Raw genomic sequence first — 25872 nt, 5'->3', positions numbered from 1 at the left:
GTAGTGCGTCAGGCGTGCCGCCGGGCCAAGGCGACCAGATATCGGGTCGGGGCTTCGGTCGGGTTCACGTAGGCGCACGGCATGGGCGTACCGAGCTGGAGGCAGTCGCCCGCGTCGAGTTCGTGCTCGACGTCGCCCTCGCGGAACCGCAGATGCCCGTCGAGGACCCAGATCTGGTGGTGGGTCAGGGCGTAGGTGTGGGCGGGGAAGGCGACCTCGGCGCCCGCGGGCAGTTCGACCTCGACCAGTTCCAGTGGCCCGCCGAGCGACGGGGACACGGCGCGGCGCACGTACCCGGTGTCGGGGTCGGTCCACGTCGGCTGCTCGGCCGCGCGCACCAGCCGCCGGTCGCCGTGTTCGGCGCGCGCGACGAGCTCGGACAACGTCATCCCGAGCGCGGCCGAAAGGCGGCTGAGCAGGACGGCCGTGGGCTGCGCCTCGCCGCGCTCGATCTTGCCGATCATCGCCCTGGACACGCCGGACAGGTCGGCGAGCGCGGTGGCCGAGAGCTTCTGGTCCAGCCGGGCGGACTGGAGCGTCGCGGCGAGCGACGCGGACAAGGGATCCGACATGCTGCTCACTATAGTGGCAGTCTCGGTTACTATGGTCGCCATGGTGATCAGGGAAGCGACCGAAAGCGACGCCGAGGCCTGTGCGGAGATCTACGCGCCGTACGTCACCGACACGGTGATCTCGTTCGAGACCGAGGCTCCGAAGCCGGACGAGATGGCCGAGCGCATCGCCCAAGCGCAGCGGGCGCACGCGTGGCTCGTGCTCGAAGACGACGACGGTCGCGTCGCCGGCTACGCCTATGGCGGTCCGTTCAGCGGTCGTCCTTCCTATCGCTGGTCGTGCGAAGTCAGCATCTACCTGGAGTCGGGCCGACGGCGCACCGGTGGCGGCCGCGCGCTCTATCAAGCGTTGCTGGACCGCTTGGCTTCGCGCGGATTCCGTACTTTCGCGGCCGGGATGGTGTTGCCGAACGACGCGAGCGCGGGGCTGCATCGGGCGATGGGCTTCGAGCCGGTCGGTACCTATCGGCGGATCGGGTACAAACACGGGGCCTGGCGGGATGTCGCCTGGGTGCAGCTTTGCCTGCCGGAAGAGGACGGCCCGCCGGTTGAGCCTCGGTGACGGGCCAGGACGTGAAGGCCCCCTTCCTTGCGCCTAGGTACAGGAAGGGGGCCTTCACGTACTCCAGCCTGAGCCGCAGGCCCGGTCAGGCGGGGTCGGGCAGTGGCATGCCGGGCAGGCTCTGGTCTTGCGGGACTACGCCGTCGACTAGGTAGCCGTCGATGACCTCGTCCACGGCGGGATTGCCGTACCCGTAGATGCCGTGGTCACCCTCGCCGGTGACGGTCAGCAGCCGGGAGTTCTCGAACCCGGCGTGCGCCTTGCGGGCGACCTCGATGGGCGTGGCCGGGTCGTTCATCGACTGGACCATCACCACCGGTGGAACACCCTTACCGTCCATTGTGGGCAGCGGACGGGGCCGGCCCTCCCAGAAGATGCAGTTCTGGATGAACATCCAGTGCCCGCCGGCCAGCAGCTTGCCCTGGTCGAGGAACTCCTGCGACCTGCGGATCACCGACTCCCGGTCGCCGGGCGTGGGGCTGTCGTTGCACCTGACGGCGGTCAGCACGGCGAGCAGGGCGTCGAGAGGGTCCGGCTCGGCCGGGGCGGCCGCGATCGCCGCCCTGGCTTGCGCCTTGGCCTGCTCCGGTGCGTCCTTCTCGGTCAGCGTCTTGAGCTGGACCAGGAAGTCGGCCAGGCCGGGGAAGGCCTGCTTGCTCTTGAGCAGGCCGACGAACCGGCTGTCCAGATCGCCCGGGCCGACCTTCATGCCGTCGACCTCGACCGGATTGCGCGTCAGCGCGTACCGGACCTCCTCGAAGGTCTGCCGGACCTGCTCGCCGGTGACACCGAGCCCATACCGGTCGTCATGCGCCGCGGCCCACGGCAGGAAGTCTTGCCGCCAGCGGCGTTCGTAACCCATGGGCTGCAGGTCGAACGACGACGCCCAGGTCGAGGTGAAGTCGACCGACGAGTCCAGCACGAACCGGCCGACGCGGTCGGGGAACCGCTGGGCGTAGTGCGCACCGAGCCAGGTGCCAGCCGAGTAGCCGATCCAGTTGATCTTCTTCCGGCCGAGCAGGACCCGCAGCAGGTCCAGATCCTTGGTGTTGTGGAAGGTGTCGACGAACCTGACGAGTTCACCGGAGGTCTGCTCGCAGGTCTTCGTGGTCAGTTCCAGCTCGTCCAGGAGCAGGTCCAGATTTCGCGGGTCGCGGTCGCGCGGGTCGTGAACGGCACCTTGGCCCGCTCCGCCACACGAGATGTTCGTGCTCCGGCCGGTGCCGCGGGTGTCGATGCCGATGATCTCCTGGTGTTCACGCAGCTTGGCCTGCTTGCTCAGCGAGGCGGGAAACGAGCGGCCCGGCCCACCGGGACCGCCCGGATTGGTGAGCACCGATGCCGTCGTCGCTCCGGTGGACTTCAGCCTGCTGATCGCGATCGTCACGGCCTGCCGGTCGTCCGGGCGCTCCCAGTCGCGCGGGGACGCGAACGTCGCGCACTCGAGGACCTTCGCCGTCTCGGGCCGATCCGGCACATCCTCGGTGGTGCACTGGCGCCAGGCCAGGTCCTGCTCGGCGTAGCGCCGCGGGATGCCGGTGGTGTTCACCGTGCCGGGATTCGCCGGCGCGGGGGTGATTCCCGCGAGCAGGCCACCCGCGACCGCGGGAATCACCACGGCGAGCCGCACTCTCCTGTACATATACCGCCCCTTTGTTCAAACAGCCCGATTGACTTCCGTCAACAGGTCCAGTTGAAACCACGCCCCCAGGGCATACTCAAGAAGATCCGCAGAGATTCTGTTTTATAGTCCGTCTTGATCCAGGCGTGGATCACCGGCTCAATGTGATCGTCCGCGTCCCAGAGTGCGGCAGCACCACAATTTTGGAAACTTCCGCGCATTCAGCTTGCCCTTTCGCCCTCTAGGGCGTGTCCTGCGGATCTTGTTCACGATCACGTGCGGACAAGGCGTGGGCGCGGGTCACGCCGTTGTTTCCTGCGGAGACAGGGCAGCGGGGTGGTCGGTGGCGTAATCACCGGCAGGTGATCGAGGTGGACGGGTGGGCAGTGCGGATCGGGCGGGTGCTCGCCGACAAGGCCTACACCACCCGAGCACCCGCACAGCACTGCGACAGCGCCGGATCAAAGCCACCATCCCCGAACGCGCCGTCGTCGAGCGATGCTTCAACCGACTCAAACAATTCCGAGGCCTGGCAACACGATACGCCAAACGAGCGGCCTGCCACCGCACCGAAATCATCCTCGCCTGCATCGTCCTCCACCTCCGATGAAGATCTCCAGGAACGCCCTAGATCCTCAGGTGCATGGTGTTGCGCCTCGGGGTTCCGGTGGGGTCGAGGTAGGCCGGTGCGATGAACTCCGGCAGCCCATCTCGGGCCATCCGGACTTTCCACTCGCTCTTGTGGATGAGCCGGTGGTGCTTGGTGCAGAGCAGTACGAGGTTGTCGATCTTCGTTTCGCCGTGGTGTCGCCAGAAAACGATGTGGTGAGCGGTACAGCGTTGGACGGGCATGTCGCAGCCGGGGAACGCGCACCCACCATCGCGGATCTTCAACGCGTGCTTTTGAGGCATGGTGGTGGAACGGCTGGACCGCCCCACGTCGAGAGGTTGCCCGGCGCCGCTGAGGACGACGGGGCGGATGCGGGCGTCGCAGGCCAGGATCCGGGCATCGGTGGCGTTGATCGGTCCGACCAGATCGAGGTGGGCTGTGCCGAGCTCGTTCATGAGGTCGTCGTAGGACATGGTGATCAAGATCTGGGTGGATTCCCCGGCTTGGCCAGGAAGGTCCGGGCTGGCGGTTTTGAGCCGCACGTAGTCGGAGAAGGCATCGCCGTAACGCTCGGCCTGGGTGCGAGGGTCACGGACGCCGTCCACGGCCTTGTGGGGCTTGGCCAGTGGGTCGAGGTCGGATTTCAGCCGGGCGTAGGTTTCCAGGTCCAACGTGCCGCTGAGACCGAGAGTGCCGTTGCGGTGCTTGATGAACCGCATCTCCGACTGAGCGTCCTTCGGATCCTCATCGCGGGGTTCTTTGCCGTCGGGATCGAGGTGGTCCAGTAAATGGCGGCCGGCTTTGGCGATCTCGGGCGGTCCGGCGAACCGGGCCAGATCGACCAGGGTCTGCTCCCCGGCTCGCACTTCCTCGATCGGCACCGTGGACGGGATACGGCCGAGAGCCTTGATGATCGCGGTGATCTGCCCGCCACCGATCGCGCCTTCCGTGGCCGCATGGGACGTCAAAGGTGCCAGTGGTGGCACCACTTCGCCGCCGATGGAGACGCCAGGGTGGAGTGCCAGGACTCGGTCGGCGCGGTCGTTGGCTTCCTGCACGGACACGTGGAAGTCCTGCAGGATCAACCCGGCCAACGTCGAATGACCCGAACACCCGCGAATACCGCGAGCATTCAATTCCGCCAAGATCGCGTTCTGCTCCGCGTCCAATTGGCGTTTCCGGACTTCGAGTTCCTGCTTGCGGGCGTGCAGCGTCGCAGTGTCGGCACGCCACCATTCGATGGATGCCTCCTGGGATCTGTTTTCGCTGGCCACGGCTTTTACTTTACGCCTGTTCGAACACCTGTGCTAGCGCTGTTTGCGTAGCGTTCAAAGGGTTGGAATCACCCGGAAGGGGGTTAAAAGGCCGCGAGGCGAATACGCTGAGAAAGCAGTGAAGGGCAGTTGATGGTCAAACGGCCGGAATGGTATGTCAGTGCAGACTGGGTATTGCCGTTTCGTGGACGCGGCGCCCGGCGGATCGACGTGCTGATCACCGAGCAAGAATGGGCGTCCGGCATTGGACAACTTCACGACCAAATCACTCAAGACCGTAGACTCGCCGAAGTGACAGTGATCCTCGTGACAGGAATGTCCGGCACCGGCAAGTCGACGACCCTCGAAGCATTGGCGCTAAAGGGATTCCACACCGTCGACACCGACATCGGTGACTGGATCGCCGACCTCCCCCTACCGGGCGGCGGCACCGAACCCCAGTGGCGCCCCGACCGGATCGACGCGCTGATCACCGAGCACGAGCGCTCCCCGGAGACACTGTTCATCGCCGGAACCGTCTGGAACCAGCAGGACTTCTATTCCCGCTTCGACCACATAGTCCTGCTCAGCGCTCCGATCGACGTCGTCCTCGAACGCATCGCGGCCCGCGATACCAACCCTTTCGGCAAGGCTCCCGAAGAGCGCGAGCGCATCATCGCGGACACCGCAGAGATCGAACCGTTGCTGCGGGAGTCGGCCACCGTCGAGATCGACACCCGCGGGCCGCTCGCCGACGTGGTCGCGCAACTCGAAGACCTCGCCTAGGACTCCAGGTACCGCAGCACCGCCAGCACCCGCCGGTTGTTCCCTTCGGACTGGGGCAGCGCCAGCTTGCCGAAGATGCTCGAGACGTACTTCTCCACCGAGCCCGCCGAAAGGAACAGCGCCGCCGCGATGGCCGAGTTCGACCGGCCTTCCGCCATCAGCCCCAGCACTTCCCGTTCCCGCGGGGTGAGGCCGGCGAGCGCGTCCGTCTTCCGGGTGGCGGTGAAGAGCTGGCGGACCACTTCCGGGTCGAGCACGGTCTCGCCGTCGGCGACCCGGCTAAGCGCGTCGAGGAAGTCGGACACGTCGGCGACGCGGTCCTTGAGCAGGTAGCCGACGCCGCCGGCGCGGTCGGCCAGCAGTTCGGTCGCGTACTGCGTCTCGACGTACTGCGAGAACAGCAGGATCGCGCAGCCGGGCAGTTCCGAGCGCAGCGCGATGGACGCGCGCAGGCCTTCGTCGGTATGCGTCGGCGGCATCCGGATATCCACAATGGACACATCCGGCCGATGGGAGCGAACGGCCGCGCACAGGCTGTCGCCGTCGGCCACCGCCGCGACGACCTCGTGTCCCCGAAGGTTCAGCAGTTCGACCAGTCCCGCCCGGAGGATGGCCGAATCCTCCGCGATCACGACGCGCACGCCGCCCCCCATGTTCTAACTTCGTAGTGGAATCTCAGCGCTGATCACCGTAGGCCCTCCGGGTGGGCTGTGGATGTCGAGCCCGCCGTCGACGGTCGCGAGCCGCTCGGCGATCCCGGCGAGCCCGCCGCCGTGTTCCCGCCGGGCCCCGCCTTCGCCGCCGTCCCGCACCACGAGGCGCAGGCCGTCGCCGACGATACCCACGTCGACGTCGATCTCGGCCGACGTGTGCTTCGCGGCGTTGGTCAGCAGTTCGGCGACGGTGAAGTAGGCGATGGTCTCGATCGACGGCGACGGCCTGCTCGGCAGGGTCACGGTGATCCGCGCGTCGATACCGGAGCTGGCGGCCAAAGTGGACAGTGCGACGTCGAGGCCGGCGTCGAGCGCGGCCGGGTGGATTCCGCGCGCGAGGTCCCGGAGTTCGATCAGGGCCTGCTTCGCGTTGGCGTGCGCGGCGGTGATCAGGGCCGTGATGTGGGCGGCGTCGGCGTCGTCCGACTGAAGTTCGTCCTTCGCGATGCCGAGCTTCATCGCCAGCGCGACGAGCTGGGCCTGGGCGCCGTCGTGCAGGTCGCGTTCGATCCGGCGCAGGCGCCGTGTCGCGTCGTCGACGGCGGTCGCCCGGCTGCGTTCGAGGTCGCGCACGCGTTTGGAGAGGTCCTCCGCGCCCAGGACGGCTCGCACCAGCAGCCGGTCGAGTTCGGTCAGGCCGTGGACCACCCACGGCATCGCCAGCAGCACGGCCAGTCCGGTGAGGGCGAGCGGCAGGGTGAGGAACCAGACGTCGACGCGGAGGTCGAACGTCGGCATGGCCTCACCGTTCAGGGTGAACCAGAAGAACGGATAGGTCAGCGTGCTGACGCCGTAGAGGAACAAGGTGGCGACCAGGAAGAACTCGACCATGGACAGCGGAAGCCGCAACACCAGGTAGGCGATCGTCCGCCAGCCGATCGGATCGCCGAGCTTGCCTTTGACGCCGTTCCACAGACCCGGTCGCAGCGGGGGCCGGGCAGGCGGCGTGACCGTCGTGCCGAGCAGGGCGCCCGCCAGGCCGATATGCGCGGCACCGATCAGCCGCGCGCCCGCCAGGACGCCGATGAGCACCGGCAATCCGATGGTGAGCACGCTGAGGCCGATCCCGAGGACCAGGCCGACCACGACCAGCGCGACGAACACGAAGGTCAGCGGCATCCCGATGACCACCCACGCGAGCTCCGTCCAGTACGCGCGGTTCAGCTGCGCGCCGAGGACGCGTCCGGCGAACCGGGGTACGGCGAAGCGGGTGGTCACGGTGTTCAGCCTGCCGTGACCACCCGCCCGGTGCCATCCAGGTTTCCCTAGTCTTCGACGCGGTTTTCGTCGGCCTGGGCCCGCTGGGACGCCTCGCGCATCTCGATGACGTCCGTCAGCCAGTCGCCGGTCTCGCGGGCGATGTCCCGGATCGCGCCGGTGATGATCGTCGCGATGTTGCCGATATGGGTGGCCGCCGACTCGGTGACCTCTTGGACCACGTCTTTGGTGCTTTCGAACTGACCGACCATGTCAGACACCTTAAGCCGCTCGGAGGGTCTTGTCGCTCTCCACGGTAGCGGGAGTACGGGGTTCACCGTTCCAGGGCATGGCCAGTTTCACGATCTTCTTGGCCACCGAGAACAACTGCTTGTGCAGCGGTCCGGTGTTGTACGGCAGGCCGTACTTCTCGCAGATGGCGCGCACCTCACCGGCGATCTCGGGGTAGCGGCGCGCCGGGATGTCGGGGAACAGGTGGTGCTCGATCTGGTGCGAGAGGTTCCCGGACATCACGTGGAAGAGCTTGCCTCCGGTGATGTTCGCCGAGCCGAGGATCTGCCGCAGGTACCACTGGCCGCGCGACTCGTTCTCGGTCTCTTCTTCGGTGAAACTCTCGACGTCGGCGGGGAAGTGGCCGCAGAAGATGATCGAGAACGCCCACAGGTTGCGGGTCAGGTTCGCGGTGGCGTTGCCGAGGAAGGTCAGCGGCGCGAGCGGTCCGGTCAGCAGCGGGAAGAGCACGTAGTCCTTGCCGACCTGGCGACCGGCCTTCTTGAGCATCTTCAGGCCGACCTCCTTGTTGTCCGACCACTTGCGCTCGCCCTTGACGATGCGGTCGAACTCGAGGTCGTGCAGCATGACGCCCCACTGGAAGATGAACGCCAAGGCCACGGCGTACACCGGGTTGCCGAGGTAGTACGGATGCCATTTCTGCGCCGGGTCGATCCGCAGGATGCCGTAACCGACGTCGCGGTCCTTGTCGAGGATGTTGGTATAGGTGTGGTGGATGTAGTTGTGCGAATGGCGCCAGTTCTCGGCGGGGGCGACGTTGTCCCATTCGAACTTCTGCGAGCTCAGCGCCGGGTCACGCGTCCAGTCGTACTGGCCGTGCATGACGTTGTGGCCGATCTCCATGTTGTCGAGGATCTTCGCCACCGAGAGCGCGGCGACGCCGGCGATCCAGGCGGGCGGGAAGAACCCGGCGAACAGCAGCCCGCGGCCGGCGACCTCCAGCGCGCGCTGGGTCTTGATGATGTTGTGGATGTAGTCGACGTCGACCTGGCCGAGATCGGCGACGATCCGCTGCCGGATCTCGTCCAGCTCACGGCCGAACTCGTCGACCTGCGCGGGGGTCAGTTTGTCCTGCAAGCCTGTCATCGGGGGCTCCTTCCTAAGCGTTGATCTCGACGTCCCCGACCGGGACGGAGATGCAGAGCTGGATCTCTTCGTTCTCTTCGCTGGAGGTCTCGCCGCTCTTGGCGTTCCGCACACAGCCCGAGGTCTTGACCTGCGTGCAGGAGAAGCAGATGCCCATCCGGCAGCCGTGCTCGGGCCGCAGCCCGGCGTCTTCGGCCTGCTCCAGCAACGGCTTGCCCGAGTTCTCGAACTCGCGGCCGCTGCGGACGAAGCGCACCTGGCCTTCGGCGTTCTCGGTGTCGAAGGTGAGTGCCGGCGGCGTGAACTCTTCGGAGTGCAGCCGTTCACCCAGGCCGTCGGCCTCGAACGCTTCGCGGACGGAATCCATCAGCGGCTTGGGACCGCACAGGAAGGTCTCGGCGTCGGGGTACCAGGGCGCCGCTTCCGCGAGGTGCTCCTTCGAGAAGAACCCGTGCAGGTCCGCGCCGGTTTTCGCGTGAGTGAACGCGTGTACCACCCGCAGCCCGGGAAGACGGCGGGCGAGGTCGCCGAGTTCGGCGCGGTACAGCGTGTCTTCGGCGGTGTTGGAGTAGTGGAGGAAGACGACTTCGCCGTCGTAGCCCTCGTCCACCAGCGTGCGCAGCATCGAAAGCACGGGCGTGATCCCGCTGCCGCCACTGAGCAGCAGGATCCGCCGCGGCCTCGGCGACGGCAGGGTGAACTCTCCGTCCGGAGTGGACAGTCCGAGGACGGAACCCGTGGTGACGGTGCGGTTCAGGTGCCGCGAGACCAGTCCCTGCGGGTCGGCCTTGATGGTCAGCTCGAGTGAGCCGTCGTGCTCCGAACCGGTCGGCGAGTAGCAGCGGGTCCGGCGGACGCCGTCGATCTCGACGGTCACCCGCACGTACTGGCCGGCGACGAAACCCCGCCAGGCCTTGCTCGGCCGGATCGTCAGGGTGATCGTGTCTGCCGTCTGCCGCCGGACGCCGGTGACCAGGCCGCGGACCTCGCGGCGGACCAGCATCGGGTCGACGAGTTCGAGGTAGCGGTCCATGCCGTGGGGCGTGAGCAGGGCCTCGGCCAGCGAAGCCAGCCGCCTGGCCCTGCGTGGTACCAGTGCCGTCATCACATCTCCCGGTATTTTCCAAGAAGTTCAGTGAACGCTTGTACACTCAACAGTGAAGTGGCGAAAATCCCGCTTGTCAACGCGAGAGGACGGTGATGTGACGTGGGTGATAGTGCGGAGACCATTACGCTGTCCGGCGTGACAATCGAGCCCGTTTCCCGTCAGGAGCGCAAACAGCGCACCAGGAAGGCGTTGCAGGACGCCGCGCTGGACTTGGTGGCGGAGCGCGGCTTCTCCGGGCTGAGTCTCCGAGAGGTGGCGAAGCAGGCCGGAATCGTCCCGACGGCGTTCTATCGCCACTTCGCATCGATGGACGAGCTTGGCGTGACGCTCGTCGAGGAGTCGATGCGCACCCTTCGCGCGATGATCCGCTCCGCACGCACCAAACCGGCGGCCTACAACGACATGATCCGGCTGTCCGTGCGCGTGCTGCACGAGCACGTGCGGGCGCACGAGGACCACTTCCACTTCCTGACCCGGGAGCGCTACGGCGGCACCGGGCCGGTCCGCCAGGCGATCGGGTTCGAGCTCAAGCTGTTCGTCAGCGAGCTCGCCGTCGACCTCGCGCGGTTCGACAATCTCCGCGAATGGGGAACCGAAGATCTGCACCTGCTGGCCGATCTGATCGTGACGACCATGCTCACCACGGTGCTGGAGCTGCTCGAGACCCGCTCGCGTGACGCCGAGATCGTCCGCACGGCCGAACGGCGGTTGCGGCTGATCTTTTTGGGGGTGCCGAACTGGCGCAGCGTTCCGTGATGCGGAAAACCGTTGCTCCGTAAGTGTCACAAGGGGTCCCCATTGGACGGCAACCGTCCAATGGGGACCCCTTGTGACATCGCGCACCTGGATCGACCGCTGGATCGATCGTGATGGTCGATGTCACGGAAAGATGCCTCCCGGACACGTTCAGCCATGGGACTTGTCGGCCGGACATGGTAAACAGTGCGAGTTCGTATGGCCCTCTTATTGAGGAGGTCGCCTGTGGCGGCGGAGAACGAGCAGCTCACGGTCGGTGTGGTTCGGGAGACCGGACAAGGTGAACGCCGGGTCGCGCTGGTACCGAAACTTGTCGAGCGCGTCTCCGGACGCGGACTGCGGGTGGTGGTCGAGCCCGGTGCGGGCGCCGGCGCGCTGCTGGCCGACGAGACCTTCGAACAGGCCGGTGCGGAGATCGGTGACCCCTGGAACGCCGACGTGGTGGTCAAGGTGGCGCCTCCGAGCGCGGCCGAGATCGCGAAGCTCAAGGCAGGCACGATCCTCATCGGCTTCCTGAATCCACGGGCCGATCCGGACGGGATAGCGGCGCTCGAATCGGCGGGGATCCGCGCGTTCGCCGTCGAAGCGATCCCCCGGATCTCTCGCGCGCAGGCGATGGACGCCCTGTCGTCCCAAAGCAGTGTCGCGGGTTATCGCTCGGTCTTGCTGGCCGCGCAGAAACTGACCCGCTTCTTCCCGATGCTCACCACCGCGGCGGGCACCGTGCCGCCGGCGAAGGTGCTCGTGCTCGGCGCGGGAGTCGCCGGGCTGCAGGCCTTGGCCACGGCGAAACGGCTCGGCGCGCAGACCACCGGGTACGACGTCCGGCCGGAGGTCGGCGAGCAGGTCAAGTCGATCGGCGCGAAATTCCTCGACCTCGGCATCGAGGCGGTCGGTGAAGGCGGGTATGCCCGCGAGCTGACCGAGGAGGAAAAGGCCGAGCAGCAACGCAGGCTCACCGAGGCGATCACGAGGTTCGACGTCGTGATCACCACCGCGCTCGTCCCCGGCCGCAAGGCGCCGATCCTCGTCACCGCCGACGCGGTGAAGGGGATGCCCGCCGGTGGTGTGGTGGTCGACCTCGCCGGTGAGTCCGGCGGCAACTGCGAGCTGACGCGACCGGGCGAGGAGATCGTCGAACACGACGTCACCATCTGCTCGCCGCTCAATCTCGCCGCGGAGATGCCCGCGCATTCCAGCGAGCTGTACGCGCGCAACGTCACCGAGCTGCTGGAACTGCTCGTCGACGGCGAGGGCAAGCTCGCCCTCGACTTCTCCGACGAGATCGTCGCCGGCGCCTGCGTCGCCGGCGGGGCTCCCGCCGCTGAAAATGAAGGGGGCGAGTGATGCTCGTAGGCAGCCTGGCGATCCTCGTACTCGCCGGATTCGTGGGATTCACGGTCATTTCGAAGGTGCCCAACACCTTGCACACCCCGCTGATGTCGGGGACCAACGCCATCCACGGCATCGTCCTGCTCGGCGGGCTGATCGTGCTCGGCCTCGGGGTGGACGGCGTACTGAACAAGGTCCTGCTGGTGATCGCGATCGCCTTCGGCACGATCAACGTGGTCGGCGGCTTCCTCGTCACCGACAGGATGCTTTCGATGTTCAAGGCGAAGAAGCCGGAAGACGGTGGTGACAAGTGACGACCTTCATCGCCGTCCTCTACATCATTTCCTTCGCACTGTTCATCTACGGCCTGATGGGGCTGACCGGTCCGCGCACCGCGGTGCGCGGCAACTGGATCGCCGCCGTCGGTATGGGCATCGCGGTGATCGCGACGCTGCTGACCCCGGGGATGACGAACTGGCTGCTGATCGCGCTCGGCGTCGGCATCGGTGTCGCCGTCGGCGTGCCGTCCGCGCGCAAGGTCAAGATGACCGCGATGCCGCAGATGGTGGCGCTGTTCAACGGCGTCGGCGGCGGGGCGGTCGCGCTGATCGCGTGGGTCGAGTTCCGCAGCACCGACGGCTATGCGCACGAACCGTTGTACGTCGTGATCGCGTCGCTGTTCGCCGCCATCGTCGGGTCGATCTCCTTCTGGGGCTCGAACATCGCGTTCGGGAAACTGCAGGAGCTCATCTCCGGCCGCCCGATCTCCCTGGGCAAGCTGCAGCAGCCGCTCAACGCGCTGGTGCTCGTGGCCGCGGTCGTCCTCGCGGTCGTCATCGCCCTCGGCGGAGACGCCGAACTGCTGATGATCGGCCTGCTGGTCGCGGCGGCGGTGCTCGGTGTGGTGGTCGTGCTGCCGATCGGCGGCGCGGACATGCCGGTCGTCATCTCCCTGCTGAACGCGCTCACGGGATTGTCGGCGGCGGCCATGGGGCTCGCGCTCGACAACACCGCGCTGATCGTGGCGGGCATGATCGTCGGCGCCTCCGGGTCGATCCTGACCAACCTGATGGCGAAGGCGATGAACCGGTCGATCCCGGCCATCGTCGCCGGCGGGTTCGGTGGCGGCTCGGCGGTCACGAGCGGGAAGTCCGGTGAGGTCCGGCCGGTCCGCAGTACCAGCGCGTCCGACACCGCGATCCAGATGGCGTACGCGAACCAGGTCGTGGTCGTGCCCGGCTACGGCATGGCCGTCGCGCAGGCGCAGCACGTGGTCCGCGAGATGGCGAAGCTGCTGGAGGCCAAGGGGATCACGGTCGCCTACGCGATCCACCCGGTCGCGGGCCGGATGCCAGGGCATATGAACGTGCTCCTCGCCGAAGCCGACGTGCCGTACGAGCAGCTCAAGGAAATGGACGAGATCAACTCCGAGTTCGCCCAGACCGACGTCGCGCTGGTGATCGGCGCGAACGACGTCACGAACCCGGCCGCGGAGACCGATCCGGGCTCGCCCATCTACGGCATGCCGATCCTCAAGGTGAACCACAGCCGGTCGGTCATCGTGCTCAAACGCTCGATGAGCTCGGGCTTCGCCGGCATCGACAACGAACTCTTCTACGATGCGAAGACAAGCATGCTCTTCGGCGACGCGAAGACGTCGGTGGGCGAGATCGTGGAGGAACTCAAAGCACTGTGACCGGCCACTCGGAAGTCGTCGCCTCGTTCGACGATCCGGCCGACAACCTCGCGTTCGACGAAGCCCTCCTGCGCGCCGCACCGGAGGCGCCGATCCTGTGGATCTGGCGCAACACCGCCTGTGTGGTCGTCGGGCGGGGGCAGAAGATCGAACGCGAGGTCAAGGTCGACGTCTGTGCGAGCGACGGCGTTCCGGTGCTTCGCCGGGCCAGCGGCGGCGGCACCGTGTTCCACGATCCCGGCAATCTCAACATCACCCTCGTCCTGCCCGGGCTCGGCCTGTCGAAGGAACCGGTCAAACCGCTCGAAGCGCTCGGCGAACTGATGAGCGCGGCGGTCTCCGAACTCGGCCTCCCCCCGAGGATCGGTGATCGGGGACTGTTCGTCGGTGACTCGAAGCTGTGCGGTTTCGCCGTCTTCCGGACGAGAACGGGCTTGCTCGCCCATTCGACGCTGCTCGTTTCGACCGCGGCCGAACGGGTCGGCCGGTATCTCACCGCGGCGCCACCGGATCCGCGTCCGCTCGACTCGCACCGAAGCCAGGTCGCGTCGCTCGCCGACCACGGTCTGCGCAAAGGTGTCGCCGATGTCACGGCCGCGGTCCGCAAGGCGGCGGCCGCGCAACTGGGTGAACCGGCGACGCGGAAGCCGTCGGCGTCCGAGCGGGAGTGGCACCGCTCACTGCTGCACACGCGGTACCACTATCCCGCCTGGCATTCCGAAGGCGCTCAACGCAAATGATCTGAGATACGAAGAAAGCCCCGTTTCGCGATTGAGAAATCGCGAAACGGGGCTTTCTTTACGATTACTTCTCCGTGGCCGAGAAAGCGACCGCGGGGACCTTGCGGGCCGCCCGGGTGGTCTTCTTCGGCTCGGCGGCCTTCTTCACCGGGGCCTTGGCGGCCGTCGTCTTCGCCGTGGTGGTCTTGGCCGCGGCCGCCTTCGGGGCGGCCTTCTTGACGGGCGTCTTCGCCGCGGCGGCCGCCTTCGCACGTCCGGCCGGAGCCTTCGCCACAGTTGTCTTCGCTGCCGTGGCCCGGGTCGACTTCGCCTTGGCGGCAGTGGCCTTCGTCGTGGTCTTCGTGACGGTCTTGGCCACTGCCTTGGATGCCACTGCCTTGGGTGCGGCCGCCTTGGGTGCCGCTGCCTTGGGTGCGGCGACCTTCGCGGCCGCGGTCTTGGCGGCGGCGGGCTTGCGGCCGGCGACGCCCTTCGCGGCGGGCTTGCGACCCGGCTTGGCGGCGGTCTTCGCTTCCGCCTTGGCGGCTGTCGCCGCCGTCTTCGGCGTCGACTTCGTGACCCGCGTGCCCTGGGGACGCTGCACGACCCGGGGGCGAAGTTTCCGGCCGCCGATCCGGCGCCCGTTCTCCACGAAAGCATTCAAGGTTTCGCGGAGCACGGCGGCGTTGTCGGCCGAAAGGTCGATGTCGTAGGCGATTCCGTCCAGGCCGAAAGCGACCGTTTCTTCGGCCGCCTCACCGGTCAAATCGTCCAGCAAATGCACAGCAGTGTTCCTGGCCATGAAAAACCTCCCGCGCTCGATCGTTCTACTGCGTAACCGGCACGGCGAAACCTGACCCGCGGCTGATGACTCACGCAGCGACACGAGGATAGCGGCAGGTTGCGCGAAGCTGCGCGGTGGTGTGCGCTGAATGCATGTCAGCACAGAGTTTTGACGTGATCGTGATCGGAGGCGGCCCGGTCGGCGAGGTCGCCGCCGAACGGGCAGCGCGGGGCGGGCTCAAGGTCGCCCTCGTCGAACACGAACTGTTCGGCGGCGAATGTTCTTACTGGGCCTGCATTCCGAGCAAGGCGTTGCTGCGGCCGGGAAATCTCCTCGCCGCCGCCAAGCGCATCCCCGGTGTCCCGGTGGGCGACGCGGTCGACCCCGCCAAGGTGTTCGCGCGCCGGGACTGGTTCACCGGCAAGGGAGATGACACCGGACAGGTCAAGTGGGCCGAAGGGGCCGGGATAGCCCCGGTGCGCGGCCACGGCCGGATCACCGGTGAGCGGGAGGTCACCGTCGACGGCGGCGACGTGCTCACCGCGCGGCACGCCGTGATCGTCGCCACCGGCAGCGTGCCGAAGGCGCCGCCGATCCCCGGACTGGACACCATTTCCTCGTGGGGTTCCCGGGAGGCGACCTCGGCGTCGGAGGTCCCGCGCCGGCTCGGTGTGCTCGGCGGCGGTGTCGTCGGCGTCGAAATGGCGCAGGCGTACGCCACGCTCGGCGCGGAGGTCCACCTGATCATCTCGGGTGCCCGCCCGCTGCCCCGGCTAGCGGACTTCGTCGGCGATGCCGTCATCGCCGGACTGCGTGAGGCCGGTGTCACCGTGCACACGGGCTCCGGGCTCGACTCCGTGTCCGCTTTGGACGGTGGTAAGGAACTGACGCTCAAGGGTGGTGAGCGGTTGGTCGTCGACGAGCTGCTCGTCGCCACCGGCCGCCGCCCGGCCACCGACGGGCTCGGCGTCGAGGTGCTCGGGCTCGAAGCCGGGGCGCCGCTGGCGACGGACGACAACGGCCGCGTGTCCGCTGTGGACGGTGACTGGCTGTTCGCCGTCGGAGACGTCACCGGCCGCGCGCCGCTGACGCATCAGGGCAAGTACGCCGCCCGTGCCGCCGGGGACTCGATCGCCGCACAGGCCGCGGGCAAGCCGGTCGAATCGGGCGCGTGGAGCGCGCACAGCGCCACGGCCGACCATTCCGCCGTGCCGCAGGTCGTCTTCACCGATCCGGAGGTCGCCTCCGTCGGGCTCGCCGGGCCGGAGGAGGGCAAACCGCATCGCGTGATCGACATCGACATCGCGGTCGCCGGTTCGTCCCTGCACGCCGACGGCTACGCGGGCAAGGCGCGGATCGTGGTCGACACCGAACGCGGTGTCCTGGTCGGTGCGACCTTCGTCGGGCAGGACGTCGCCGAACTGCTGCACTCGGCGACGATCGCGATCGTGGGCGAGGTGCCGCTCTCGCGGCTGTGGCACGCGGTGCCGTCGTTCCCGACGATCAGTGAGGTGTGGCTCCGCCTCCTGGAGGCGTACGGGCTCTAGTGTCGGGCGTCGGAAATTCGTGCCTGAGTTCCGCCTCCAATCACGCGTGTTCGGTGTCTGGACACACGAATCGCGCCCTTCACCGAACAAACCACGAGGTCATCGCATGAGAGCAAAGTCCCTCTCAAGGTGGCTTGTGCCGGCGCCGGGTCGATGACTGTGTGGATTTTGGGACATCTGACGTCCCAAAATCCACACAGTGCCGCGTCACCGACCCTCGTGACCCAGCGGCCCCCTTGCCGCAAGGGACTTACGACGCGAACCTCTGACTCAGGACTAGTGTCGTGCGTCGCTAGCCGTTGACGGGGAGTTCGAGCGCGGCCTTCGCGCCTCGGACCAGGCCGGGATCGTCCGCAGTGGACGGTCCCGGCAACCACACCGCCTGCACCAGCCGGACCGACTTCCCGTCCTGGCTGCTCTGGTAGGCGGCGCCCTCGAACACCGGGACTTCGCCCTGCCATTGGGTGGTTTCGGTGGCGACGTCGAGGATGCCGCCCCCGCCGGGGTTGTCGGCGGCAGACTTGAACGCCGCTGCTTGTTCGGCGCTCGCGAAGTCCACGACCGCGATCGACACCGCGGCCGCCCGGCCGTCGATGGAACTGGCGAAGCTGGCCCGCTTCACCGCGGTGCAACTCGTCTGCTGAAGGCTCGCCTGGACGTCGCCGTACGCGTGCGACGCGCATTTCTGGTCCGCGCTGGAGGCGCGCGAAGTGAACTGGATGTTCTCCACGGCGCTGCTGCTGGGCGGGGCGGAACTCGTGGCCGGGGCCGACGGCGGCGGGGTCCCCTGGGAGGCGGTGTCATCGCCGCCGGAAGCGACGGTGATCGCCGCGACCAGCAGCACGATCAACAGGCCGATCGCCGCGAGCGGAAGCCATTTCACCGTTTTGGACTGGTGCGACGGTTTCGGCGCGGACTCGGCGGGTGTGGATGTGGCCGCCGCGGTGGCGGCCGCGGGCTGGGCGGGAGGCGGAGCGGGCGCCGCGGCGGGGGGCTGGTTGGGGGGCGCGGCGGCCTGCCGGACCGGGGGAGCGGGTTTGACGGGGGCGGCGGAGCGAGGGGTGGCCGGTTTCGCCGGTCTTTTCACCTTCCCGGGATGCTGCACCGGAACCGTCGGCGCGCTCGCCACGAGAGGGTTCTCCCGGATCACCGTCGGCTCGTCGTCGGAGTAGGCGCTGAAGCCTTCTCCGAGCAGCATTTCCTCGGGCATCGGCGGGGCGTCGGGGGCGAGCGCGGCGATCAGTTCCCGCGCCTGCTGCACCGACCGGGGCCGGTGCGCGGTGGCCAGCGACACCGTCGCGGCGAGCATCGTCGTCGCGGTCGGGTACAGCACCCTGACCGAGCCGGCGAGATCCGCGGGCGGCTGGTCGACGGTCTCCACATACGGCCCGACGGCGATGATCGTGCCGATCGGCCCGGCGCCGGGCGCGACGTCCGAGATCTTGTGCGTGCAGGCGGCCGACAGCGACAGCGCGTCGGTGGCCGGGTTGATCGAGGTGTCGCCGTGGACCAGCGGCCAGCCGTCGGCCTTCCACGGCCCGCCGAGCGGGGCTTCGAGTTTGAGCGCCGGGTCGGGCAGGTCGACACCGATGACGATGAGGATGCCCTTGGGCATGACGACGACGGCTTCCACCGGCCGTCCGTCGACCGGGCTGGCGCCGACGAGGGCGACTCCGCCGACGACCGTGCTGCCCCGGCCGAGTGAAGCCAGCGCGGCGCGGACGTCCTCGGCCACCCGGGACGGCTGTTGAGCGAGGCGAACGAGTCGCACCGAACCCTCCCCATCTCGTCGGTCTCGCTGCACAAACTAGCGCCTCCGAACGGACTAGCGGGCAGACACGTCCCAGGTAGGCGGGGTGATGTTGGCCGGAGAACTTGTCACGTGCGTGAGCGGCGTCACTCTTCCAGGTGTTACTCGTTGGTAGGTGACAGCTTCCCTGTCCCCTGTCACCAGGAGAAACGCAATGGCCGCATATCGCACTTGGCGTCGACGAGCCGCTCTGGTCGTCGCCCTGCTAGCCGTTCCGGTCGCGGGCATGGTGCCCGCGCAGGCCGCGGGACCGCTCGCACCCGTCGCGCCCGGACTGTCCCGCCTGCTCTCGGCCGTCACCGGTGCGGAGGGGGTGACGGCGCTCGTGCACGCCGACGACTCCGCCACCGCCGCGAGGGCCGTCCGCGAGTCCGGGCTCACGAAGATCACCTCGTTCGAGAAGATCGGCGTCGTCGCCGCGCGGGGCACCGCCGACCAGGTGCGCGCGGTCCGCAAGGCGGCCGGCGTCACCTACGTCGAAGGCAACGAGAAGCTCAAGGCGCACGGCAGCAGCGGCACCACGGCGACGCGGAGCCTGGCGGCGCAGACGACGTTGAAGGACGCCAAGGGCGCACCGGTGGACGGCCGCGGTGTTTCGGTCGCGATCATCGACACCGGCGTCGACCCGACGCACCCCGCGTTCAAGGGTGCCGACGGCAAGACCCGGGTGGTGCGTAACCTCAAGAGCCTCTGCCTGGACGGGACCGCGACCAACTGCATCGTCGACGTGCCGACCTTCGTCGACACCGACACCCTTTCCCTCGGCGGGCACGGCACGCACGTGACCGGGATCGCCGCGGGGACCCGTCAGACCCTGGCCGACGGCACCAAGGTCGGCGGCTCCGCGCCGGGTTCGAAGATCGTCTCGGTCTCGACCGGGGCCGCGCTGCTCGTGCTCGGCACGGACGCGGCGCTGAACTGGGTGCTGGAGAACCACAAGGCGCCGTGCGGCGCGGGCGTCGCGGCGTCGGTGTGCCCGCCGATCAAGGTGACCAACAACTCCTACGGCCCCAGCGGCGGCGGCACGTTCGATCCGAACTCGGCGACCGTGAAGCTGCAGCGCGCGCTCGCCGCGGAAGGCGTCGTGACGGTGTGGGCGAACGGGAACGACGGCGGGGACGGTTCGGCGAACCTCTCCAATCCGGCGGGACAGGACCAGACACCGGGCGTGCTGTCGGTGGCGTCGTCGAACGAGCAGGGGACCGAGACTCGCGACGGCACGGTTTCCGACTTCTCTTCGCGCGGGCTCAAGACCGACCAGGCGACCTGGCCCGACGTTTCCGCGCCGGGGGAGAACATCCTCTCCTCCTGTCGTCCCACCCAGCCGATCTGCACGCAGGGCCTGCAGCCCGAGAACGGTCCGGGTCTGCTGGACATCGCCACCTACAACGTGATCAGCGGGACTTCGATGGCGGCGCCGCAGATCACCGGGATCGTCGCGCAGCTGTTCCAGGTCTCGCCGGGTGCGAGCCCGGGTGAGATCGAGGCCGCGATCAAGGGCACGGCCTACAAGTTCGCGAACGGCTCGCCGTACGTGGCGGCCGGGCCGTACACGTCGAGCTTCGACAAGGGCGCCGGCCTGGTGGACACCTTCGCCGCCGCCCAGTCCTTGGGCGCGCGGTAGCCGACTGTCCATGAAGGCCTCCTTCCCTGCTTTTGAGGGCAGGGAAGGAGGCCTTCACGCACGTGCAGAGTCCCAATCAGGTGCGACTTGTGGTGTTCATGTGGCCAAACAGCACGATTGGGGTGCACAATGTGCTCACGCGTACCGGGAGGCGGCACGAGCCACCTGACCAGCGCAGCTCGCGAGGTCGTAGGGGAAGACGCCCCTCGTCGAGTAGCGGAGGTCAGCAGTGAGCACCCGTGGCAACACCCGTGGCGTGGTGTACGTCCACTCGTCGCCGTCTGCGGTCTGTCCGCACGTCGAGTGGGCTATTTCGGGCACCCTGGGTGCCCGTGTCGAGTTGAAGTGGACGGCGCAGCCCGCCAGTCCAGGACAGCTCCGCGCCGAATGTGGTTGGCGCGCGCCTTCGGGCTCCGGCGCAAAGCTGGCGTCCGCGTTGAAGGCGTGGCCGATGATCCGGTTCGAGGTCACCGAAGAGCCCAGCGCTGGGGTCGACGGCGAAAGGTTCTGCTTCGCGCCAGGCCTCGGCCTGTGGCATGGCCGGACCAGTGCCAACGGCGACCTCGTCGTGGGCGAGGACCAGTTGCGCGCCCTCGTGAGCAAGGTCCGCTCCGGCGAGTCCTTGGCGCACAAGCTCGACGAACTCCTCGCCGCCAATTGGGACGAAGCGCTCGAGCCGTACCGGCACGCCGGTGACGGCGCCCCGGTCACCTGGCTGCATCAGGTCGGGTAGAGCGAGTGAGCACGGCGGAGGCGGGCGGCTAACCTTTCAGGGTGACCGCCCAGCCTCGCACCGCCGCCCGTCAGCGGTGGCTGATCCCCGTCCTCGTGGTGGTGATCTCCCTGACCGTCGGCATCGGCCTGCTGGCGCGTGAGCTCTACCGCCGTCCCGACGCCGTGCCCACCGAACCCGCCGTCAGCGAAGTGCCGACGTCGATCGCCCCGGAAGACCAGCCCGGCTCGCCCACCGTCGAGGTCACGCCCGACGTCGTCGCGCATCCGCAGTACCCGAACGTCAAACAGGTGCTGCAGGGGTACTTCGACTCGATCAACGACCGCGACTATCCGAAGTGGACATCGGTGGTCAGCCGGGAACGGCAGAAGACCAAGACGGCGTCGGAGTGGCGGAAGGACTATCAGTCCACACGGGACGGCAGCATCCTGGTCTACCGCATCGAGCCGGGCGCGCCGGGATCGCTGCGGGTCCTCGTCGCCTTCACCAGCACGCAGGACGTCGAGGACGCGCCGGTTTACCTGCCCGAGGACTGCATCCGCTGGCGGCTGGTGCTGCCGCTGCGGCTGGAGAGCGGCTCGTGGCGGGTCGATACCACCGACGGAGGCACCAACCCCGAGCACGAACGGTGCTGACCCGACCATCCTCAGGGGTGACATAGTCCCTCAGGCTGACGCATCAGCGAGGGCGGGCGGAATAGAGTCGCGGCATGGCAATTGATCAGCCGGCCTTGCTGACCGACGCCGCGAGGGGGCTCACCAGCGATGAGGTCGCCCAGCGTGTCGCCGCGGGCCAGACCAACACGGTCTCGACGAAGACCAGCCGGACCACCGGCGAGATCATCCGCGCGAACGTCTTCACCCGGATCAACGCGATCTACGGGGTGTTGTTCCTGCTCATCCTGTCGACGGGATATTTCATCGACGGGCTGTTCGGTGGCTTGATCATCGTCAACAGCGCGGTCGGCATCATCCAGGAACTCCGGGCGAAGCGAACGCTGGAGCGGCTCGCGATCGTCGGGCAGGCGAAGCCGACCGTCCGCCGTGACGGGCAGAGCGTGGAGATCGCACCCGAAGACGTCGTGCTCGGCGACGTCGTCGAACTGGGCCCCGGCGACAAGATCGTCGTCGACGGCCCGGCGCTGACGGCCGACGCGCTGGAGATCGACGAGTCGCTGCTCACCGGGGAATCCGATCCGGTGGTCAAGCAGCCCGGCGACAAGGTGCTGTCCGGCAGTTTCGTGGTCGCGGGCAGCGGTACCTATCGCGCGGACACCATCGGCGACCAGTCCTACGCGGCGAAACTGGCCGCGGAGGCCAGCAAGTTCACCCTGGTGAAGTCGGAACTGCGGCAGGGCATCGACAAGATCCTCAAGTTCATCACCTACCTGCTGATCCCGGCGGGCGCGCTGACGATCTACAACCAGCTCGCGGGCGACCAGGCCTGGCCGGACGCGCTGCGCGGGATGGTCGCGGCGCTCGTGCCGATGGTGCCCGAAGGCCTGGTGCTGATGACGAGCGTCGCGCTCGCGGTCGGCGTCATCCGGCTCGGCAAGCGACAGTGCCTGGTGCAGGAACTTCCCGCGATCGAAGGGCTCGCCCGGGTCGACGTTGTGTGCGCGGACAAGACCGGCACGCTCACCGAGAACGCGATGCGGCTTTCCGAGGTCCGGGAGATCACCCCGGGCCATCCGGTGGACGACGTGCTGGCCGCGCTCGCCGCCGCCGATCCCCGCCCGAACGCGAGCCTGCAGGCGATCGCGGACGAGCACCGGACCGACCCGGGCTGGCCGGTCGCCACGACGATGCCGTTCTCCTCGGCGCGTAAATGGAGTGGCGCGTCGTTCACCGGCAAGGGTGACTGGGTGCTCGGCGCGGCCGACGTCCTGCTGCCGGAGGGAGAGCACCGGTCGGAGGCCGAGAAGATCGGCTCGCGTGGTCTCCGTGTCCTGCTACTGGGCCGAGGCCAGCGGGCCGTCGACTCGGCTGAGGGCCCCGGCGACATCGAACCGGTGGCGCTCGTCGTGCTGGAGCAGAAGGTCCGTCCGGACGCGAAGGAGACTCTGGACTTCTTCGCGCACCAGGATGTGAAGGTCAAGGTCATCTCCGGCGACAACGCCATCTCCGTGGGCGCCGTCGCGGGCACCCTCGACCTGCCCGGCGCGGACCAGCCCGTCGACGCGCGGAAACTGCCGGACGAAGCCGAAAAGCTGGCCGACACCCTGGAGGAGCGCGCCGTCTTCGGCCGCGTGACACCGCTGCAGAAACGCGCGATGGTCGGAGCCTTGCAGTCGAAGGGGCACACGGTCGCGATGACCGGCGACGGCGTCAACGACGTCCTCGCACTGAAGGACGCGGACATCGGCGTCGCCATGGGGGCCGGGAGCCCGGCCACCCGCGCGGTGGCGCAGATCGTGCTGCTGGACGACAAATTCGCCACCCTGCCGTATGTCGTGGCCGAGGGACGGCGGGTGATCGGCAACATCGAGCGCGTCTCGAACCTGTTCCTCACCAAGACCGTCTACTCGGTACTGCTGGCGCTGATGGTCGGCATCGCGCAGGTGCCGTTCCCGTTCCTGCCGCGGCACATCACGATCACCGCGTGGTTCACCATCGGCCTGCCCGCGTTCGTGCTCTCACTGGCCCCGAACAACGAACGGGCCCGCACCGGCTTCGTCGGCCGGGTGATGCGGATGGCAGTCCCGGCCGGGCTGGTCATCGCCACGGCGACGTTCGTGAGCTACCTGCTGGTGTACAAGGGCTCCGGACAGTCCGAAGTGGACAAGATCCAGGCAGGGACGACCGCGCTGATCACCCTGATCACCATCGCGCTGTGGGTGCTCGGAATCGTCGCGCGGCCGTACAAGTGGTGGAAGATCCTGCTGATCGGCGGGATGGTCGTGCTGACACTCACGCTGTTCCTGATCCCGTTCACGCAGAAGTTCTTCGCGCTGGACCCGAGTGTGAGCGCCTACACGCTCTCGGCGTTCGTCTGCGCGGGGGTGGGGATCGTGCTGGTGGAGGCCGCCTGGTTGATCGGGCGGTATCTGGTGAAGCGCACGGAAACCTGACCGACGCTCCGGCTCAGCGTGGTCGTGAGTGGCTATTCGGGTTAGAGCGGACCGCGATTTGTGTACCCACGCCTTGAGCCCCGATCAAGGTCGTCTGCGTTTAGTCCGCTAGTTGCGTTCTCCTTGTGGGTGGCTGTGGCAGGGGTGAAGGACGCTGTCCCCGCATCGCATGTGGGGAAAGCGTCCTTCGCGAGGGTGTGCGCGGTCGTCTCCGGGTTGTTGGTCCGTGAAGGCCTCCTTACCTACGCTCAAGGTAGGCAAGGAGGCCTTCACGGAATCCTGATCGCCACTCACGACCCTTCGCCCCACTGGCGCGGTCTGGCGTCGAAGCGGTGTTGCGAAAGCCACTTTCGCAACCTTCAACGTTGCGAAAGCCACTTTCGCAACACCTGCCGGAGCCTCCGGTCAGGCGGCAGGCGTGAACAGCAGCGCCGTGTTGTGCCCGCCGAAACCGAACGAGTTGCTGATCGCCGCGCCCAGTTCGACCTTGCGAGCCTCACCGGCCACGACGTCGAGCTGGACCTTCGGGTCCAGGTCCTCGAGGTTCAGCGTCGCCGGGACGAGGCCGTGGTAGATCGCCAGGATCGTGGCGATGCCCTCGACCGCTCCCGCACCGCCGACAAGGTGGCCGAGCGCGCCCTTGGGCGCGGTCACCACGGTGTGGTCGCCGACGGCGTTGCGGATCGCCGCGGCCTCGCCGACGTCGCCGACGACCGTGGAGGTCGCGTGCGCGTTGACGTGGCCGACGTCGGCCGGGGAGACTCCGGCCATCTTCATCGCCGCCCGCATGGCGGCGATCTGGCCGATGCCTTCGGGGTGGTTACCCGTGATGTGGTACGCGTCCGAGGTGATCCCGAACCCGCTCAGCCGCGCGTAGATCCGCGCGCCGCGGGCCTTGGCGCGGTCGGCCCGCTCCAGGATCACGACGCCGGAGCCCTCGCCGAGCACGAAACCGTCGCGGTTCGCGTCGAAGGGCCTCGAAGCCTTTGTGGGGTCGTCGTTGCGCGTGGACACCGTCCTCGCCTGGGCGAACCCGGCGAGGGTGATCGGGTGGATGCACGCCTCGGCGCCACCGGCGACCACGACGTCGGCCCGGCCGGACCGGATCATCTCGTAGCCGGCGGCGATGCCTTCCGCGCCCGAGGCGCAGGCCGATGCGGGCGAGTGCACGCCGGCGCGGGCCTTCAGGTCGATGCCGACATGCGCGGCAGGACCGTTCGGCATCAGCATCGGCACGGTCAGCGGGGACACCTTGCGGAGGCCCTGCTTGTGCAGAAGGTCGTTCTGTGAGATCAGGGTGACCGGACCGCCGACACCGGTGCCGATGGTCACCCCCAGGCGCTCGGGGTCCACATCCTGATGCTCATCGGTCGGCTGCTCGAAGCCCGCGTCCGCCCAAGCCTGACGCGCGGCGATGATCGCCACCTGCTCGCAACGGTCCAGGCGGCGAGCCTGGACCCGCGGGAGGACCTCGGACGGGTCCACGGCGAGCATGGCACCGATCTTCACCGGCAGGTCGAGCTCGTCGACCCAGTCGGCTTCGATCCGGCGGATGCCGCTCTCGCCGGCGAGCAGGCCGTCCCACGTGGACGTGACGTCCCCACCGAGGGGCGTGGTGGCGCCCATCCCGGTGATCACGACGTCGATGTTGCTCATTGGAGTCTCCCCAAGGTCGGCGCCAATCAAGTGCTGGTGTCTTACTTGGAGTTGGCGGACACGTAGTTCACCGCGTCGCCAACGGTCTTCAGGTTCGCGAGCTCGTCGTCCGGGATCTTGACGCCGAACTTGTCCTCGGCCTGAACAGCGATCTCCACCATGGACAGCGAGTCGATGTCGAGGTCGTCCACGAAGGACTTCTCGGCGGTCACGTCGTCCTGCGCCACACCGGCGACCTCTTCGACGATCTCGGCGAGGCCGGCGAGGATCTCTGCGTTGTCTGCCACTGGTTGTTCCCTTCTCGGTGATGCTTGGGGCTTCTCCG

General features: G+C 67.9%; 24 protein-coding genes and 1 pseudogene. 13 read left to right on the top strand and 12 right to left on the bottom strand.

Annotation, left to right across the window (positions count from 1 at the left end):
- Positions 1–8 precede the first annotated feature (8 nt).
- Positions 9–572 (bottom strand): helix-turn-helix domain-containing protein, encoded by a 564-nt coding sequence (locus tag ACLJRL_RS37475; protein ID WP_410661133.1) that lies wholly within the window; start codon positions 570–572, stop codon positions 9–11.
- A gap of 31 nt (positions 573–603) precedes the next feature.
- On the opposite strand from ACLJRL_RS37475, the gene ACLJRL_RS37470 reads away from it, so the two are divergent.
- Complete coding sequence (locus tag ACLJRL_RS37470) at positions 604–1134, top strand: GNAT family N-acetyltransferase (protein WP_410661219.1); 531 nt, start codon at positions 604–606, stop codon at positions 1132–1134.
- Positions 1135–1219: 85 nt separating this feature from the next.
- Here ACLJRL_RS37470 and ACLJRL_RS37465 read toward each other — a convergent pair whose 3' ends face one another.
- Positions 1220–2776, bottom strand: coding sequence for an alpha/beta hydrolase (locus ACLJRL_RS37465; protein WP_410661132.1), 1557 nt, complete (start codon positions 2774–2776; stop codon positions 1220–1222).
- 377 nt (positions 2777–3153) lie between these two features.
- Between ACLJRL_RS37465 and ACLJRL_RS37460 the strand changes: the two are divergent.
- Positions 3154–3365 (top strand): annotated as a pseudogene (locus ACLJRL_RS37460) (IS5/IS1182 family transposase); the annotation flags it as partial.
- Between the two features lie 17 nt (positions 3366–3382).
- On the opposite strand, the gene ACLJRL_RS37455 reads toward ACLJRL_RS37460, so the two are convergent.
- Positions 3383–4639: a DUF222 domain-containing protein gene (locus ACLJRL_RS37455; RefSeq protein WP_410661131.1), complete on the bottom strand. Its 1257-nt coding sequence runs from the start codon at positions 4637–4639 to the stop codon at positions 3383–3385.
- A gap of 291 nt (positions 4640–4930) precedes the next feature.
- On the opposite strand from ACLJRL_RS37455, the gene ACLJRL_RS37450 reads away from it, so the two are divergent.
- The gene (locus ACLJRL_RS37450) at positions 4931–5404 is read left to right on the top strand and encodes an AAA family ATPase (RefSeq protein ID WP_410661130.1); all 474 of its coding nucleotides are present in this window, start codon (positions 4931–4933) and stop codon (positions 5402–5404) included.
- Here the strand turns inward: ACLJRL_RS37450 and ACLJRL_RS37445 are convergent.
- From ACLJRL_RS37445 to ACLJRL_RS37425, 5 genes are read right to left on the bottom strand one after another with little or no spacing between them, the layout of a single operon-like run.
- The gene (locus ACLJRL_RS37445) at positions 5401–6045 is read right to left on the bottom strand and encodes a response regulator (protein ID WP_410661129.1); all 645 of its coding nucleotides are present in this window, start codon (positions 6043–6045) and stop codon (positions 5401–5403) included. The two genes, ACLJRL_RS37450 and ACLJRL_RS37445, sit on opposite strands and share 4 nt — an antisense overlap.
- A 15-nt stretch (positions 6046–6060) precedes the next feature.
- Positions 6061–7335 (bottom strand): sensor histidine kinase, encoded by a 1275-nt coding sequence (locus ACLJRL_RS37440; RefSeq protein WP_410661128.1) that lies wholly within the window; start codon positions 7333–7335, stop codon positions 6061–6063.
- Positions 7336–7382: 47 nt separating this feature from the next.
- Positions 7383–7586, bottom strand: a complete 204-nt coding sequence (locus ACLJRL_RS37435) for a hypothetical protein (RefSeq protein ID WP_410661127.1) — start codon at positions 7584–7586, stop codon at positions 7383–7385.
- 10 nt (positions 7587–7596) lie between these two features.
- Positions 7597–8712, bottom strand: coding sequence for a fatty acid desaturase family protein (locus tag ACLJRL_RS37430; protein WP_410661126.1), 1116 nt, complete (start codon positions 8710–8712; stop codon positions 7597–7599).
- Between the two features lie 13 nt (positions 8713–8725).
- Positions 8726–9817, bottom strand: a complete 1092-nt coding sequence (locus ACLJRL_RS37425) for a ferredoxin reductase (protein ID WP_410661125.1) — start codon at positions 9815–9817, stop codon at positions 8726–8728.
- Positions 9818–9919: 102 nt separating this feature from the next.
- On the opposite strand from ACLJRL_RS37425, the gene ACLJRL_RS37420 reads away from it, so the two are divergent.
- The 5 genes from ACLJRL_RS37420 (at position 9920) to ACLJRL_RS37400 (ending at position 14344) form a co-directional block, all read left to right on the top strand.
- Entirely contained in the window at positions 9920–10576 is a 657-nt protein-coding gene (locus tag ACLJRL_RS37420; RefSeq protein ID WP_410661124.1) for a TetR family transcriptional regulator, read from the top strand.
- Between the two features lie 198 nt (positions 10577–10774).
- A complete protein-coding gene (locus tag ACLJRL_RS37415; protein WP_410661123.1) occupies positions 10775–11923 on the top strand; it encodes a Re/Si-specific NAD(P)(+) transhydrogenase subunit alpha in 1149 nt (382 codons plus the stop codon).
- A complete protein-coding gene (locus ACLJRL_RS37410) occupies positions 11923–12222 on the top strand; it encodes an NAD(P) transhydrogenase subunit alpha (protein ID WP_016336134.1) in 300 nt (99 codons plus the stop codon). Before ACLJRL_RS37415 ends, ACLJRL_RS37410 begins: the two co-directional genes overlap by 1 nt.
- Positions 12219–13604 (top strand): NAD(P)(+) transhydrogenase (Re/Si-specific) subunit beta, encoded by a 1386-nt coding sequence (locus ACLJRL_RS37405; RefSeq protein ID WP_410661122.1) that lies wholly within the window; start codon positions 12219–12221, stop codon positions 13602–13604. Before ACLJRL_RS37410 ends, ACLJRL_RS37405 begins: the two co-directional genes overlap by 4 nt.
- Complete coding sequence (locus ACLJRL_RS37400) at positions 13601–14344, top strand: lipoate--protein ligase family protein (RefSeq protein ID WP_410661121.1); 744 nt, start codon at positions 13601–13603, stop codon at positions 14342–14344. Before ACLJRL_RS37405 ends, ACLJRL_RS37400 begins: the two co-directional genes overlap by 4 nt.
- A 64-nt stretch (positions 14345–14408) precedes the next feature.
- Here ACLJRL_RS37400 and ACLJRL_RS37395 read toward each other — a convergent pair whose 3' ends face one another.
- Positions 14409–15125, bottom strand: coding sequence for a histone-like nucleoid-structuring protein Lsr2 (locus ACLJRL_RS37395; protein ID WP_410661120.1), 717 nt, complete (start codon positions 15123–15125; stop codon positions 14409–14411).
- A gap of 155 nt (positions 15126–15280) precedes the next feature.
- Here ACLJRL_RS37395 and ACLJRL_RS37390 point away from each other — a divergent pair, with 155 nt between their 5' ends.
- On the top strand, positions 15281–16654 hold the full coding sequence (locus ACLJRL_RS37390) for a dihydrolipoyl dehydrogenase family protein (RefSeq protein ID WP_410661119.1): 1374 nt from the start codon (positions 15281–15283) through the stop codon (positions 16652–16654).
- Between the two features lie 292 nt (positions 16655–16946).
- On the opposite strand, the gene ACLJRL_RS37385 is transcribed toward ACLJRL_RS37390, so the two are convergent.
- Positions 16947–18425, bottom strand: a complete 1479-nt coding sequence (locus tag ACLJRL_RS37385; RefSeq protein ID WP_410661118.1) for a hypothetical protein — start codon at positions 18423–18425, stop codon at positions 16947–16949.
- Positions 18426–18618: 193 nt separating this feature from the next.
- Between ACLJRL_RS37385 and ACLJRL_RS37380 the strand changes: the two genes are divergently transcribed.
- From ACLJRL_RS37380 to ACLJRL_RS37365, 4 genes are all read left to right on the top strand, one after another.
- Positions 18619–20088, top strand: coding sequence for a S8 family peptidase (locus ACLJRL_RS37380; protein WP_410661117.1), 1470 nt, complete (start codon positions 18619–18621; stop codon positions 20086–20088).
- Positions 20089–20317: 229 nt separating this feature from the next.
- Complete coding sequence (locus tag ACLJRL_RS37375; protein WP_410661116.1) at positions 20318–20821, top strand: DUF3145 domain-containing protein; 504 nt, start codon at positions 20318–20320, stop codon at positions 20819–20821.
- A 41-nt stretch (positions 20822–20862) separates the two neighbouring features.
- Positions 20863–21456, top strand: coding sequence for a hypothetical protein (locus tag ACLJRL_RS37370; RefSeq protein WP_410661115.1), 594 nt, complete (start codon positions 20863–20865; stop codon positions 21454–21456).
- 74 nt (positions 21457–21530) lie between these two features.
- The gene (locus tag ACLJRL_RS37365; protein ID WP_410661114.1) at positions 21531–23891 is read left to right on the top strand and encodes an HAD-IC family P-type ATPase; all 2361 of its coding nucleotides are present in this window, start codon (positions 21531–21533) and stop codon (positions 23889–23891) included.
- Between the two features lie 405 nt (positions 23892–24296).
- On the opposite strand, the gene ACLJRL_RS37360 is transcribed toward ACLJRL_RS37365, so the two are convergent.
- Both ACLJRL_RS37360 and ACLJRL_RS37355 read right to left on the bottom strand, forming a co-directional pair.
- Positions 24297–25547 (bottom strand): beta-ketoacyl-[acyl-carrier-protein] synthase family protein, encoded by a 1251-nt coding sequence (locus tag ACLJRL_RS37360; RefSeq protein ID WP_410661113.1) that lies wholly within the window; start codon positions 25545–25547, stop codon positions 24297–24299.
- Positions 25548–25588: 41 nt separating this feature from the next.
- Positions 25589–25834 (bottom strand): acyl carrier protein, encoded by a 246-nt coding sequence (locus tag ACLJRL_RS37355; RefSeq protein WP_004559006.1) that lies wholly within the window; start codon positions 25832–25834, stop codon positions 25589–25591.
- Between the last annotated feature and the right edge of the window lie 38 nt (positions 25835–25872).

Origin of the sequence: Amycolatopsis sp. lyj-112 (assembly GCF_046549055.1) — a bacterium.
Classification (GTDB): Bacteria; Actinomycetota; Actinomycetes; order Mycobacteriales; family Pseudonocardiaceae; genus Amycolatopsis.
Note: the sequence above shows the minus strand (reverse complement) of the source record. Positions and strands in the feature narration are given on the sequence as shown.

What these genes read in the sequence shown, in the direction of transcription:
- ACLJRL_RS37435 (WP_410661127.1), bottom strand. Translation starts at nt 7,586, where the DNA reads ATGGTCGGTCAGTTCGAAAGCACCAAAGACGTGGTCCAAGAGGTCACC.
- ACLJRL_RS37470 (WP_410661219.1), top strand. Translation starts at nt 604, where the DNA reads ATGGTCGCCATGGTGATCAGGGAAGCGACCGAAAGCGACGCCGAGGCC.
- ACLJRL_RS37425 (WP_410661125.1), bottom strand. Translation starts at nt 9,817, where the DNA reads ATGACGGCACTGGTACCACGCAGGGCCAGGCGGCTGGCTTCGCTGGCC.
- ACLJRL_RS37395 (WP_410661120.1), bottom strand. Translation starts at nt 15,125, where the DNA reads ATGGCCAGGAACACTGCTGTGCATTTGCTGGACGATTTGACCGGTGAG.
- ACLJRL_RS37365 (WP_410661114.1), top strand. Translation starts at nt 21,531, where the DNA reads ATGGCAATTGATCAGCCGGCCTTGCTGACCGACGCCGCGAGGGGGCTC.
- ACLJRL_RS37465 (WP_410661132.1), bottom strand. Translation starts at nt 2,776, where the DNA reads ATGTACAGGAGAGTGCGGCTCGCCGTGGTGATTCCCGCGGTCGCGGGT.
- ACLJRL_RS37410 (WP_016336134.1), top strand. Translation starts at nt 11,923, where the DNA reads ATGCTCGTAGGCAGCCTGGCGATCCTCGTACTCGCCGGATTCGTGGGA.
- ACLJRL_RS37475 (WP_410661133.1), bottom strand. Translation starts at nt 572, where the DNA reads ATGTCGGATCCCTTGTCCGCGTCGCTCGCCGCGACGCTCCAGTCCGCC.
- ACLJRL_RS37430 (WP_410661126.1), bottom strand. Translation starts at nt 8,712, where the DNA reads ATGACAGGCTTGCAGGACAAACTGACCCCCGCGCAGGTCGACGAGTTC.
- ACLJRL_RS37380 (WP_410661117.1), top strand. Translation starts at nt 18,619, where the DNA reads ATGGCCGCATATCGCACTTGGCGTCGACGAGCCGCTCTGGTCGTCGCC.
- ACLJRL_RS37415 (WP_410661123.1), top strand. Translation starts at nt 10,775, where the DNA reads ATGGCCCTCTTATTGAGGAGGTCGCCTGTGGCGGCGGAGAACGAGCAG.
- ACLJRL_RS37360 (WP_410661113.1), bottom strand. Translation starts at nt 25,547, where the DNA reads ATGAGCAACATCGACGTCGTGATCACCGGGATGGGCGCCACCACGCCC.